At 60.9% G+C, this 14,215-nt stretch carries 8 protein-coding genes; all 8 read right to left on the reverse strand.

What is annotated here, in order from left to right; all coding sequences use genetic code 11:
- Positions 1 to 375: 375 nt before the first annotated feature.
- Complete coding sequence (locus tag V5B40_RS15095; protein ID WP_332353156.1) at positions 376 to 1,896, reverse strand: transposase family protein; 1,521 nt, start codon at positions 1,894 to 1,896, stop codon at positions 376 to 378.
- The gene (locus V5B40_RS15100) at positions 1,893 to 2,804 is read right to left on the reverse strand and encodes a DUF4338 domain-containing protein (RefSeq protein ID WP_332353155.1); all 912 of its coding nucleotides are present in this window, start codon (positions 2,802 to 2,804) and stop codon (positions 1,893 to 1,895) included. Before V5B40_RS15100 ends, V5B40_RS15095 begins: the two co-directional genes overlap by 4 nt.
- A gap of 146 nt (positions 2,805 to 2,950) precedes the next feature.
- Positions 2,951 to 7,159 carry a DNA-directed RNA polymerase subunit beta' gene (gene rpoC, locus V5B40_RS15105; protein WP_332355269.1) on the reverse strand — a complete coding sequence of 1,403 codons (4,209 nt, stop codon included), beginning with the start codon at positions 7,157 to 7,159 and terminating at the stop codon, positions 2,951 to 2,953.
- An 87-nt stretch (positions 7,160 to 7,246) separates the two neighbouring features.
- Positions 7,247 to 11,527, reverse strand: a complete 4,281-nt coding sequence (rpoB, locus tag V5B40_RS15110) for a DNA-directed RNA polymerase subunit beta (RefSeq protein ID WP_332355270.1) — start codon at positions 11,525 to 11,527, stop codon at positions 7,247 to 7,249.
- A 249-nt stretch (positions 11,528 to 11,776) separates the two neighbouring features.
- Complete coding sequence (gene rplL, locus V5B40_RS15115; protein ID WP_169067184.1) at positions 11,777 to 12,145, reverse strand: 50S ribosomal protein L7/L12; 369 nt, start codon at positions 12,143 to 12,145, stop codon at positions 11,777 to 11,779.
- A gap of 62 nt (positions 12,146 to 12,207) precedes the next feature.
- On the reverse strand, positions 12,208 to 12,717 hold the full coding sequence (gene rplJ, locus V5B40_RS15120; protein WP_332355272.1) for a 50S ribosomal protein L10: 510 nt from the start codon (positions 12,715 to 12,717) through the stop codon (positions 12,208 to 12,210).
- Positions 12,718 to 13,023: 306 nt separating this feature from the next.
- Positions 13,024 to 13,713 carry a 50S ribosomal protein L1 gene (rplA, locus tag V5B40_RS15125; protein ID WP_332355273.1) on the reverse strand — a complete coding sequence of 230 codons (690 nt, stop codon included), beginning with the start codon at positions 13,711 to 13,713 and terminating at the stop codon, positions 13,024 to 13,026.
- Between the two features lies 1 nt (position 13,714).
- A complete protein-coding gene (gene rplK, locus V5B40_RS15130; RefSeq protein WP_046531769.1) occupies positions 13,715 to 14,146 on the reverse strand; it encodes a 50S ribosomal protein L11 in 432 nt (143 codons plus the stop codon).
- Positions 14,147 to 14,215 lie beyond the last annotated feature (69 nt).

Genomic DNA, 14,215 nt, shown 5'->3' on the forward strand with positions numbered 1-14,215 from the left:
CACATGACGTCTGCAAAAAAACCAAGGCGGACCCGATAGGCCGCCTTGGCGATTTCAGTGACCAGCCGACACACTGGACATGGTCGGCGACAAAGACCGGCGATTCTAGGGTCTATCACGCGCCAAGTCAAGCAATCGGTTCGTCCTCCAGCCCTGACGCATGACCCAGCCGAATCAGGCTCATTTGCCGGTAACGCCCGCTTTTGCGGTCGAGGCGGTCAGATTGCGGTTGGCTAGCGGCAAAGAACGGGTGGTGGAGTCAGCCAGGAGGATGCCGAAAGAATTTTTTGGACGGCGGTACGATCGCCAGGCGAGCCTTTCCGAACGCGGCGTACGCCGCGCTCGAGAGGATGTTTCGGGTACGCCTGTGTGAGGTCACTCAAGTTGAAGCAGGAATGGAGCGGCGAGGAGCGCGCGGATTCGTGCTGGGTCGAGCCAGGGGGCGGCGCAGGAGCTTCGGATAAAGGCGATGGCACCGCGCACGCCGAGTTGCTGATAGAGATCGCGTAGCTGTCGGGTGAAGCGTGCCAGGGTATTGAACACATGCGCCAGGCGCATGAGGAGGTGATAGCCTTTCATGGCATTCCAGTCGAGGGCAAAGGCATGCTCGTAGTGGTAGCCCTGATGTTTTTCGACGAGGAAGCCCGCTTCGATGCCCCAGCGGTGGCGGGCGCCGAGGTTGCAGCGCTCATGGACATTGTCTTGGCTGAGCGGTTGGCTGGAGAGCCAGGCGTGGCGCGATGTTTCGGTGACGGTCCTGGCCTGTTCATCGATCTTCTCCCAGCTTTCCTCACAGACCACCAGATTCAGCTTGAGACGCTGACGCCCGTTGGCAGCGAAGGCGTAGTCGATGTCGTTGACCCAGCTGAAGTGTTGTCGGCGTCTTCCCCAACCGCGCTGCACGGCTTGTGGCTTCAGGGCGTGGAGCGCGCGGAACTCCTGCCAGACCGTGGACAAATCCTTGTCCTTGAGCACGATCATGAACTGCCAGTGGGCGCGCAAGCAGCGCCGCATCACCGGCCCGTTGGCGTAGAGGCCGTCGAGCAGGAGCAGGATCGGCAGGCGGGGGAACAGCGTCTTGAGCCGGTCGCTCAAGCGCACAAAGCCGCGCAGCTCGCAGTCCTGCTTTTGCGCTTCGGTATCGCCCAGCGCGTGTTCGAGGAACTCGCTGAGCAGTGGGATGACCAGGCCGTTGTGGAAGGCAAAGCTGGCCTCGAGGACGTAGACGAAGTACTGAGTGTGACGGGTTTCGTCCTTGCCGACGGTACGTTGCAGGAGTTCCTCCGTCCAGAGGGTGTCGCCAGCGAGCTTCTGTGAGCCGTCGATGGCGATCGGATAGCAGTGGTCGATCAGATAGCGACGAAAGTTCTTGCCGCGAATCAGCCGCTTCACCAGATCGACGTGGGCCTGCTCGAGCTGTTCAAGGTCAATGTCGCGCAACAGCCGAAACAGGGTGTCGGCGTGTGGCAGGGTGTCGATCTCCGGGAACAGCAGCTGCAGGTTGGTCATGAACTGGGGACGGGATATTTCGCGGTTGGTCTCGCGCCGGGAAGAGAACTGAAAGACGAACATCAGCAAGCCGTAGAGCAGAAGCACGGTCAGCTTGTGCCGGCGCTTTTTGGGATCTCTCGGGTCGGGAATTTGTTCCAGTTGAGCGAGCAAGGCGGGCAGCTCTTTGCGCAGGAGGCGCATCTGTTTGCTCACGGCGTCCTCGCGGGCCTTTTGTTCCTCGTCGACGGTCGCGAAGGCCGAGCTTCTGTTGGGCAATGGAGCGGCTGAGTGGGGGACTTGTCCCGTTGCGCGCAGCTTCGCGTTCAGTACCTTCTCCTGCCGTTTCTTCTCCGAGCGCAGTTTCTTGATGGCCACGCGTGTCGGGCGACGGCAAGGTTTGCTCATGACCGCGGGCTCCCCGGCGCGGCGCACAGCGCGGCGCAAGCATCCGAGGTCAGCGCTTTGACCCACACCTGGCGGGGCGTGCTGTGATAGGACTGGCCAGGGCGGGCCAGCCCGCGCCCGCTGCTTGCCCCAAGCAACTGCCAACCGGCGGCACGGTAGCAGGTGCCGGCATAGTGACGCGGATCGACGAAGGTCTCCAGCAGCAGGGGCTCGAAGCCCCAGTGCTCGAGCCAGTCCGCGCGTGCGCGGCGCGCGAGTTGCCCGAGCACATGGCTGGCCAGATGGGGTACGCGGACGTGCGGAAAGATCAGGAAGCGGCTGTTGTTCACCACCCGCGCCACGTTCTCGCGGCGGGCCTGGGCCGTCCAGCCGATCCACTGATCGCGCACGGCCACCGCGCGGGCAGCACCGGACAGCAGGACGCAGCCCAGCCGCCGCTCGCCCGCCTTGATGAAGTAGCGCAGCCGGTAACCGAAGGCCCCCTGGAAACCCAGCGGGTGCCAGCGCGCCACCAGCGCATCCCACTGCGCCACCCGGGTCGCGTCGCGAACCACTGCCAGGGACACCGGCGCGAGCGCCGACAGGGCGCAGTGCACCGCCGGCTCGGCAACGGGGGCGACTGGGGCGGCGGATGCCGATGGCGGCGCGCAACGGCGCGGCGGCGAGGGCCTCAACGCAGGCAGTACCAGCAATCCGGCCGCCTGCAAACGCTCCAGGAAATCCAGGCAGGCGCTGATCTTCGCCGTCCCCGTCAGGGTCGTCCAGCCCAGGTGCTCGCACACCGTCGCCGCCAACTCCTTGCGTGCCAATCCCGGCAGCCACGCGACCGTCGCGCAGAGCTCGGCAATCTCCGTCGCGCTGAACACGCGACCACAGTGCACCCATTCCCCCGCACTCGTTGCAAGCATCGCAAAACCTCCGACTGAAGCGCAGATTGATTACGCTCCACCTATCCTGCCAGAAGTCCGCCCGGCCGTCTAGCCCTCTTGTGCGAAGGTTTTTTTTGCCTGCCCACCGCAACGCCTTGCCACTACTGGGCCGGCGTCGTCATGCTTCAGCGCTGTTCGTCCTCGGCACTCTCCTCGGAGGCTGCAGGATCGGCGTCGAGCAAACCGACACCGGCAGCCACGTCTTCGCCCGCGAGATTCTTCTTGCGCGTGTTGTGATAGGCAAGACCGGTACCCGCGGGGATCAGACGACCGACGATGACGTTCTCCTTGAGGCCGCGCAGTTCGTCACGCTTGCCCATGATCGCCGCCTCGGTCAGCACCCGCGTCGTTTCCTGGAACGACGCTGCCGAAATGAAGGAGTCAGTGGACAGCGAGGCTTTGGTGATCCCCAGCAGCACATGTTCGTAGATCGCCGGCAGCTTGCCTTCGGCGACAATCAAGTCGTTCTCATCGAGGAGATGTGCGCGCTCGACCTGCTCGCCCTTGATGAACTTGCTGTCACCAGCGTCTACCACATTCACCCGGCGCAGCATCTGGCGAACGATCACTTCGATGTGCTTGTCGTTGATCTTGACACCTTGCAGGCGGTACACGTCCTGAACCTCGTCAGTGATGTAAACCGCCAATGCCTCGACGCCGAGCAAACGCAGAATGTCGTGGGGGTCGGGCGCACCATCGACAATCGACTCGCCCTTGTTCACGACCTGTCCATCATGAACCAGGACGTGCTTGTCCTTCAGGATCAGGTACTCATGGGTTTCGCCGTCAAGATCGGTAATCACCAGGCGCTGCTTGCCCTTGGTGTCCTTGCCGAAGGACATGGTGCCGGTAAACTCGGCCAGCATACCGGCATCCTTCGGCGTCCGTGCTTCGAACAATTCCGCGACGCGCGGCAAGCCACCGGTAATGTCCCGGGTCTTTGCCGATTCCTGGGGAAGTCGCGCCAGCACATCGCCAACCGAAATCGTCTGTCCGTCGGCGACATTGATGATCGCGCCAACCTGGAAAGTGATGGTCACGGCTTGATCGCTGCCATGCATCTTGACCTCTTCCCCACCCGGCTCGAATAGCCTGACCTGCGGGCGCAGCCCTTTGCTGGGCACCTTGCCGCCGCGCTTGGGATCAATGACCACCAGAGTAGACAAGCCGGTCACTTCGTCAATCTGCTTGGCGACGGTGACGCCTTCGTCGACGTTCTCGAACTTCACCAGACCCGAGTATTCGGCGATGATCGGCCGTGTGTGCGGATCCCAGGTTGCCAGGCGAATACCCGCCTTGACCGCCTCACCGTCGACGACGCGTAGCGTCGCCCCGTAAGGAACTTTATGCTTTTCGCGTTCGCGGCCGCTATCGTCGGTAATCAAAACCTCACCGGAACGGGTGATGACGATCTTCTCGCCCTTGGCGCTGGTGACATAGCGCATGGTCGAAGTAAAGCGCACGACACCGGCGCTGTGCGTCTCGACGTGACTAGCCACCGCCGCGCGCGAGGCTGCGCCGCCAACGTGGAAGGTGCGCATGGTGAGCTGCGTTCCCGGCTCGCCAATTGATTGTGCGGCCATAACTCCGACCGCCTCGCCAACGTTCACCGGCGAACCACGGCCGAGGTCACGACCGTAACACATGGCGCACAGACCATAGCGCGTATCACAGGTTAGCGGCGTACGGACCTTCACTTCGTCGATTCCCAGGCGGTCGATCAGATCGCAGTGGTCCTCGGAGATCAGCGTTCCCTGCTCGATCAGGGTCTCTTGTGAATCAGGGTCAATCACGTCGGCCGCCGTAACGCGGCCCAGAATACGCTCGCGAATGGCCTCGATGACCTCACCGCCTTCGATCAGTGCCTTCCGGGTAACGCCGTTGCTCGTTCCGCAATCGTCCTCGATGACCACCAGGTCCTGCGTCACGTCGACCAGGCGACGTGTCAGGTAGCCCGAGTTGGCAGTCTTCAACGCAGTATCCGCCAGACCCTTGCGAGCGCCGTGCGTCGAAATGAAGTATTGGAGAACGTTCAGACCTTCGCGGAAATTCGTGGTAATCGGCGTTTCGATGATCGAGCCGTCCGGTTTGGCCATCAGCCCGCGCATGCCTGCCAACTGGCGAATCTGCGCGGCAGAGCCGCGCGCTCCCGAATCGGCCATCATGAAGATGGAGTTGAACGACTCCTGCCTTTCCTTTACACCGTGACGATTGACGACTTCCTCGTGACCGAGTTGATCCATCATCACCTTGGCCACCTGATCACCGGTACGTCCCCAGATATCGACGACCTTGTTGTAGCGCTCGCCGTTGGTGACCAGACCGTTGGTGTACTGGTTTTCGATTTCCTTGACTTCGTCGTCGGCCGCGGCAATGATTTCGCGCTTCTGCGCCGGCACCAGCATGTCGTCCGAGCAAATCGAAATACCCGCGCGGGTGGCCAGGCGATAACCGTTCTGCATCAGCTTGTCGGCAAAGACGACGGTTTCCTTGAGACCGCAGCGGCGGAAGGCGGCGTTGATCAGCTTCGAGATTTCCTTCTTCTTCAGCGGCTTGTCGATCAGGCTGAAGGGAAGCCCTTTCGGCAGGATCTCGGAAAGCAGGGCGCGCCCGGCGGTCGTCTTGTAGCGCGTCACCTTCTCCTGCCAGCCATTGTCGTCGTCACTCTCGTACTCGGAAATGCGCACCGAGACGCGAGCGTGCAGATCGAGTTCTCCAGCCTGCATGGCGCGCGTCATCTCGGCGAGATCGGGGAACATCATCCCCTCGCCCTTGGCATTGATGCGCTCGCGAGTGGCGTAGTAGAGACCGAGAACGATATCCTGCGAAGGAACGATGATCGGCTCGCCGTTCGCCGGCGAAAGGACGTTGTTCGAGGCCAGCATCAAGGTCCGCGCTTCCATCTGCGCTTCGAGCGACAGCGGCACATGCACGGCCATCTGGTCACCGTCGAAGTCGGCGTTGAAAGCTGCACAAACCAGTGGATGCAGCTGGATCGCCTTGCCTTCGATCAGCGTCGGCTCGAAAGCCTGAATGCCCAGACGGTGCAGCGTTGGCGCCCGGTTGAGCATGATCGGATGTTCGCGGATGACTTCTTCCAGGATATCCCAGACCACGGACTCCTGCGTCTCGACCATTTTCTTCGCCTGCTTGATGGTGGTCGCCAGACCCATGCCTTCGAGACGGTTGAAAATGAACGGCTTGAACAGTTCCAGGGCCATCAGTTTCGGCAGACCGCACTGGTGCAGCTTGAGCTGTGGACCGACGACGATGACCGAACGACCCGAGTAGTCGACGCGTTTGCCGAGCAGGTTCTGGCGAAAACGACCGCCCTTGCCCTTGATCATGTCGGCCAGCGACTTCAGCGGGCGCTTGTTGGCACCGGTCATCGCCTTGCCGCGGCGACCGTTGTCGAGCAGTGAGTCGACGGCCTCCTGGAGCATCCGCTTTTCGTTGCGAACGATGATTTCCGGGGCTTTCAGTTCGAGCAGGCGCTTCAGGCGATTGTTGCGGTTGATGACGCGGCGATAGAGATCGTTGAGGTCGGAGGTCGCAAAGCGGCCGCCGTCCAGCGGCACCAGCGGACGCAGATCGGGTGGCAGGACCGGCAACACTTCGAGCACCATCCACTCGGGCTTGATCCCCGATTTCTGGAAGCCCTCAAGAATTTTCAGGCGCTTCGAGAACTTCTTGCTCTTGGTTTCCGAAGTCGTCGTCTCGAGTTCGGAGCGTAGGGTTTCCACTTCACGAGCGAGATCGATCGAGCGCAGCAATTCGCGAATGCCTTCAGCACCCATCGCCGCATCGAAGTCGTCTCCGTACTCCTCGACCTTGGCCAGATAGTCGTCCTCGGTCAACAACTGCGCACGTGCCAGCGGCGTCATACCCGGATCGTAGACCACGAAGGCTTCGAAGTAGAGCACCCGCTCGATGTCACGCAAGGTCATGTCAAGGACCATGCCCAGGCGGCTGGGCAGGCTCTTCAGGAACCAGATATGGGCGACCGGGCTGGCCAGATCGATGTGCGCCATACGCTCACGGCGGACTTTGGCCAGCGTCACTTCGACGCCGCATTTCTCGCAGATCACGCCACGATGCTTGAGTCGCTTGTACTTGCCGCAAAGGCACTCGTAGTCCTTGATCGGGCCAAAGATCTTGGCGCAGAACAGACCATCGCGTTCCGGCTTGAAGGTACGATAGTTGATCGTCTCGGGTTTCTTCACTTCGCCATAGGACCAGGAGCGAATCTTGTCCGGCGAAGCGAGACCAATGGTGATCGCGTCGAACTGCTCTTCCTGCGTCACCTGCCTAAACAAATCAAGCAGTGCTTTCATCTTTTGCTCCAGTTAGGAGTGGGGGTGTCAGGGGCCGCGAGCGGACGACCGGCAGACCGACCGCAACGCTCGCCCCTCGGCAAACAATCAGAAACGTTCGAGATCGATGTCAATCGCCAGCGAACGGATTTCCTTGACCAGTACGTTGAAAGATTCGGGCATACCGGCCTCGATCTTGTGATCACCCTTGACGATGTTCTCGTACACCTTGGTCCGGCCATTCACATCGTCGGACTTGACGGTCAGCATTTCCTGCAGCACGTACGAAGCACCATAGGCTTCGAGCGCCCACACTTCCATCTCGCCGAAACGCTGGCCACCAAACTGGGCTTTACCCCCCAGCGGCTGCTGGGTAACCAGCGAGTACGGACCGGTCGAACGCGCGTGCATCTTGTCGTCGACCAGGTGGTGGAGCTTCAAGACGTGCATGTAGCCAACCGTCACCTGCCGCTCGAAACGCTCACCCGTGCGGCCGTCATACAAGGTCATCTGCCCCGATTCCGGCATTCCGGCGAGCGCCAGCATGCCCTTGATCTCGGATTCCTTGGCGCCGTCGAAAACCGGCGTCGCGAAAGGCACGCCCTTTTCCAGGTTGCCGGCCATTTCGACAATCTCACCGTCGCTCAGTTGATCAAGATCCTCGGACTTGCCGGTACTGTTGTAGATCTGATCGAGGAAGCCACGCACCTCGGTTGCCGTCGCCTGGCGGCGAAGCATTTCGCCAATTCTGAAACCCAGGCCTTTGGCAGCCAGACCCAGGTGGACCTCGAGAATCTGTCCAACGTTCATGCGCGACGGGACGCCGAGCGGGTTGAGCACGATATCGACCGGGTGGCCATCCGCCATATACGGCATGTCTTCGACCGGAACGATGCGTGAAACAACGCCCTTGTTGCCGTGCCGGCCTGCCATCTTGTCGCCCGCCTGCAGGCGACGCTTGACGGCGACGTAGACCTTGACCATTTTCTGCACGCCGGGCGGCAACTCGTCGCCCTGGGTGAGCTTCTTGCGCTTCTCTTCGAAAGCGACGTCGAAACCCTTGCGCGTCTGCTCAAGGCCATCGCGGAGCGATTCCAGTTGATGCGCGATTTCTTCGTCGGCCATGCGGATGTCGAACCAGTGATGCGGCTCGATCCCGTCGAGGTACTCCTGGGTGACCGCCGCCCCTTTTGCCAAGCGTTTCGGCCCACCATTGGCCGGCTTGCCAATGATCATCCGCGCGACCCGGGCAAAGGCATCGCGCTCAACGATGCGCAGCTGATCGGCGAGGTCCAGCTTGTAGCTGCGCAGATGATCGTCGATGATCGACTGCGCACGCTTGTCGCGTTCGATACCCTCGCGAGTAAACACCTGCACGTCGATAACCGTGCCGGCGATTCCCGACTGGACACGCAGCGAGGTGTCTTTGACGTCGGACGCTTTTTCACCAAAGATCGCCCGCAACAACTTCTCTTCCGGGGTCAGCTGCGTCTCGCCTTTCGGCGTCACTTTACCGACCAGAACGTCGCCGGCTTCGACCTCGGCGCCGATGTAGACGATCCCGGATTCGTCGAGGCGCGCCAGTTGCGACTCGCCGAGCGACGCGATGTCGCGGGTAATTTCCTCGGGGCCCAGCTTGGTGTCCCGCGCCACGACCGTCAGTTCCTCGATATGGATCGAAGTAAAGCGATCCTCGGCAACGACCCGCTCCGAGATCAGGATGGAGTCCTCGAAGTTGTAGCCGTTCCACGGCATGAAGGCGACCAGCATGTTCTGACCGAGCGCCAGCTCACCCTTGTCCGTCGACGCCCCATCGGCGACCACGTCGCCCCTGGCGATCACGTCACCGACGCGCACCAGCGGCCGTTGGTTGATGTTGGTGTTCTGGTTGGAACGGATGTATTTCACCAGGTTGTAGATATCGACACCCACTTCGCCCGGCCCGGTCTCGTTGTCGTTGACGCGCACCACAACCCGCGAGGCATCGACATAATCGACCACCCCGCCGCGCAGCGCCTGCACGGCAGTACCCGAGTCCACAGCGACCGTGCGCTCGATGCCGGTACCGACCAACGGCTTTTCCGGACGCAGACAAGGCACCGCCTGGCGCTGCATGTTGGCGCCCATCAAGGCGCGGTTGGCGTCGTCGTGCTCGAGGAAGGGAATCAGCGAAGCGGCGACCGAAACGATCTGGCTTGGTGCGACGTCCATGTACTGCACGCGCGCCGGTTCGGCAAGAATGGTTTCACCTTTCTCGCGACAGGTCACCAGATCGTCGCTGAGCACGCCTGCCTCACCAAGCTCGGAGTTGGCCTGAGCGATGACATACGCACCTTCTTCGATCGCCGAGAGGTACTCGATCTGATCGGTCACCTGGCCGTCGACCACCGTACGGTAGGGCGTTTCGAGAAAGCCGTACTCGTTGGTCCGCGCATACAGTGCCAGCGAATTGATCAGGCCGATGTTCGGGCCTTCCGGCGTTTCGATCGGACAGACGCGACCGTAATGCGTGGGATGCACGTCGCGCACTTCGAAGCCGGCACGCTCGCGTGTCAGACCGCCCGGGCCCAGGGCCGAAACACGGCGCTTGTGGGTGATCTCGGAAAGCGGATTGGTCTGATCCATGAATTGCGAAAGCTGGCTGGAACCGAAAAACTCACGCACCGCAGCACTGATCGGCTTGGCGTTGATCAGATCGTGCGGCATCAGATTGTCCGATTCCGCCTGCGACAAACGTTCCTTGACCGCGCGCTCGACACGTACCAGGCCAGCCCGGAATTGGTTCTCGGCCAACTCACCGACCGAGCGAACACGGCGATTGCCGAGATGGTCGATGTCATCGACTTCGCCGCGACCATTGCGCAACTCGACCAGCAGCTTGATGACCTCAACGATGTCCCGTGGCGACAGAGTCAACTGCTCGCGCGCTTCGCCACTGGCACCAGCGGCTTTCAGCTGCTCGAACAAGGCCCGCGCGTCGGCTTCGGTCATGTTTTCGGCGACCGCTCGCGGCCCATGGTTCAACTCGCCAAGAAGCGCGATGCCTGGCGCCGTTTCACCCAAGGCCTCCTTGAGCAGAGTGACCAGGCCCTCGCGCTTGGCAGGTACATGCTTGAGCATGACCTTGTATTCGACGACATCTTTGCGGGCCACACGACGGTTGAACTTCATGCGTCCGACGGCTGACAGGTCGTAACGGTCGTCCGAGTAGAACAAGCCGTTGAAAAGGATTTCAACCGCTTCTTCCGTTGGTGGCTCGCCGGGACGCATCATGCGATAGATGGCCACACGAGCGGCCTGCCTGGATTGCGTATCGTCGACGCGCAGCGTCTGCGAAATGAAACCGCCGCGGTCGAGGTCGTTGATATACAGGGTATGCAGCGACTCGACACCGGACTCGACGAGTTTCGCCAGCAGGGACTCGGTGATCTCGTCGTTGGCAGTGGCCAGGATCTCGCCGCTACCCTGATCGATGACATCCTCGGCGACGACGCGTCCGATCAGGAAGTCATCCGGAACGGCAACCTGCTTGATTCCGGCAGCATCGAGTTCGCGGATGTGCTTGGCAGTGATGCGCTTGTCTTTGGCGATGATCAGCGTCCCGGAGGGATCGTTGAAGTCGAAGCGTGCGACTTCACCGCGCAAGCGCTCGGGAACCAGCGCGAATTCGATGACGCTCTTGCCGAGAATGAACGTGTCGAAGTCAAAAAACTCGCGCAAAATCATCTGCGGCGACAGTCCGATGGCCTTCAGCAAGGTGGTAACCGGCATCTTGCGCCGCCGGTCGACGCGGAAGAAGAGGAGGTCCTTCGGGTCGAACTCGAAATCGAGCCATGAGCCGCGATAAGGAATGACCCGCGCCGAAAAGAGCAGTTTCCCCGAACTGTGTGTCTTGCCCCGGTCGTGCTCGAAGAAAACTCCCGGCGAACGGTGCAGCTGCGAGACGATCACGCGCTCGGTGCCGTTGATGACAAAGGAGCCGGTAGAGGTCATCAAGGGAATTTCACCCATGTAGACTTCCTGCTCCTTGACTTCCTTGATCGTGTCGGGAGTCTCGCGGTCGAGAATGACCAGGCGAACTTTCGCGCGCAGGGCCGAGGCAAAAGTCAGGCCACGCTGGTGGCACTCCTTGACGTCGAACGCCGGCTCCGAAAGCGCAAAGCTGACGAACTCCAGACGCGCATTTCCGCTATGGCTGACAATCGGAAATATTGACGAAAACGCAGCCTGCAAACCCTGGTTCTTGCGTTGTGCTACGGGCGTCGTCTTCTGCAGGAAAGCAGAAAAAGACTCCAACTGGGTAGCCAGCAAGTACGGCACTTCAAGCACGCTGGCGCGCTTGGCGAAGCTCTTGCGGATACGCTTTTTCTCGGTGTAGGAGTAGTTCATGGTCGCTCCGAACTCAGACGGCAAAACCTCTAGTGCGCACCGGCGAAAGTCGCAAGACCCGCCAGTCCGCAACGGACAAAAGCAATATGATTGGCACAGCGACGATTACTCGCGTATTCGACCTGCTTGCGCCACTCATGATTGCGTTTGCACGCTGCACAGCAGTGCGTCGACGACGCAAAGCCGTTTCCGGAAAAGCACAAAAGGGCTGACAGCCGAAAGGCTGCCAGCCCAAGCGCTCGGTCGGAATTACTTGACCTCGACCTTGGCTCCCGCATCCTCAAGAAGCTTCACAAGAGCGGCGGCGTCGGCTTTGGAAATGCCTTCCTTGACCGCCTTCGGTGCGCCATCAACGAGGTCCTTGGCTTCCTTGAGGCCGAGACCGGTTGCCGCGCGGACGACCTTGATGGTCTCGACCTTTTTCTCGCCGCTAGCCATGAGCATGACCGTAAACTCGGTCTGCTCCTCAACCACCGCCGCAGCTGCGCCAGGTGCAGCGACGGCCATGGAGGCGGCCGAGACGCCAAACTTCTCTTCAAACGCCTTCACCAGGTCGTTCAGGTCCATTACCGTCATTGCGCCAACGGCTTCCAGGATGTCTTCTTTGCTAATCGCCATAATCAATAAACTCCAAAATCTGAATATTTGTAAAAGCTGCCAGTGCTGCCTGCGGTCTGCGGTCAGGCGACCGCCTCGGCCTCCGGCTCTTCACGTTGTTTGGCCAAGGCGGCGAGTGCGCAGGCAAAGCCGGTCACCGGCGCCTGCATCATGCCCAACAACTGGGCCAGCAATTCCTCGCGACTCGGAATCGCGGCGAGTCTTTGCACGCCAGCGACGTCGAGAAGCTCACCGGCGTAGCTGCCAGCTTTCACGACCAGCTTGTCATTGGTCTTTGCGAAGTCGTACAGCACTTTGGCCGCGGCGACCGGATCCTCCGAGATGCTGTAAATCAGCGGTCCCATCAGCTGCCCGGACAACTCGTCGAATGGACTACCCTGCACTGCCCGACGCACCAGAGTGTTCTTCAGTACGCGCAGATAAACACCGGCAGCGCGTGCCTGTGCCCGCAAACGCGTCAGATGAGCCACCTGCAAGCCGGTGTACTCGGCCACGACTATCGTCTGTGCGCCAGCCACCTTGGCCGACACTTCGGCCACGACAGCTTTCTTTTCATCAAGATTAAGACCCACAGGCCCTTCCTCCTATCAAGTCAACAGACGGCACATCCATCAGGATGCGCCGCACCCACGGCGACCTTGGATCAGGGCTTGCAGCGACGGCCGGAGCCGTTCGCTGCGAAATCCTTTTCTGGGCACACCATCTCTGCAGGCTGCTTGCACACTTAAACCTCTGGCAAAAACCTTCGGCACCTGCGGTCTTTGACGATCCATCAACGGCACCGGAAAGGCACCGCAAACGGCCCAACAAAGTTCTTTGCCGCAGCAGGTCACGACGTGGCTTGCTGCGGCGCTACGCTTGTTGCTATCCCCTTACACCTACAGGGTGGACGCATCGACGCGAACCCCGGGCCCCATGGTGCTGGAGACGGCAATGCGCAGCAGATACTGGCCCCTGGAGCTTGCCGGCTTGGCCTTGATCAGCGCATCGACCAGCGCCTTCAGGTTGAGCCGCAAGCGGTCCACGTCAAACGATGCACGCCCGATGGTGCTGTGGATGATGCCGGATTTGTCGGTGCGATACTGAACCTGCCCGGCTTTGGCATTCCTGACCGCGGCCGCCACATCCATGGTCACCGTCCCGACTTTCGGGTTTGGCATCAGCCCACGCGGCCCGAGAATCTGACCCAGTTGACCGACAACGCGCATCGCATCCGGCGTGGCAATCACGCGATCAAAGTTCATCACCCCGGACTTGATCTCGGCGGCCAAATCTTCGAAACCGACGATGTCGGCGCCCGCCTCGAGGGCCGCCGCAGCCTTCTCACCCTGCGCGAAAACGGCAACACGGATCGCTTTACCCGTACCGGCCGGTAGAACGACCGAACCGCGAACGATCTGATCCGACTTGCGAGGATCGACACCCAGACAGACGGCGACATCAATCGACTCGTCGAACTTGGCTGTAGCAAATTCCTTGGCCAGTTTCAGCGCTTCACCGACCGCCAGACTGCTTGTGCGATCGACCTTGCCCGCCACAGCTTTTTGACGCTTGCTTAGTTTCGCCATCTCAAAACCCCTCCACGGTGACGCCCATCGCGCGGGCACTGCCGGCGATCGTACGAACTGCTGCATCCATGTCAGCCGCCGTCAGGTCGGGCATTTTCTGCGTCGCAATAGCTTCGCACTGGGCACGGGTCAGCGTGCCGACCTTGTTGGTCAGCGGCTTTGGGCTACCCTTCTGGAGGCCAATGGCCTTCTTGATCAAAACGGTCGCCGGCGGCGTCTTCATGATGAAGGTGAAGCTCTTGTCGGCGAAAGCGGTGATCACCACTGGAATCGGCAGACCCGGCTCCATGCCCTGCGTCTGGGCGTTGAAAGCCTTGCAGAACTCCATGATGTTCAGGCCACGCTGGCCGAGCGCCGGTCCGATCGGGGGCGACGGATTGGCCTTGCCCGCAGGTACCTGCAATTTGATGTAGCCAGTGATTTTTTTTGCCACGCTAGGAATCTCCTTTAGACGGGTTCAAACGCGCTCGTGACAGCGCTCCCCAAACGACAAACGCGGCCC

The organism is Candidatus Accumulibacter meliphilus (assembly GCF_036625345.1).
Classification (GTDB): domain Bacteria; phylum Pseudomonadota; class Gammaproteobacteria; order Burkholderiales; family Rhodocyclaceae; genus Accumulibacter; species Accumulibacter meliphilus.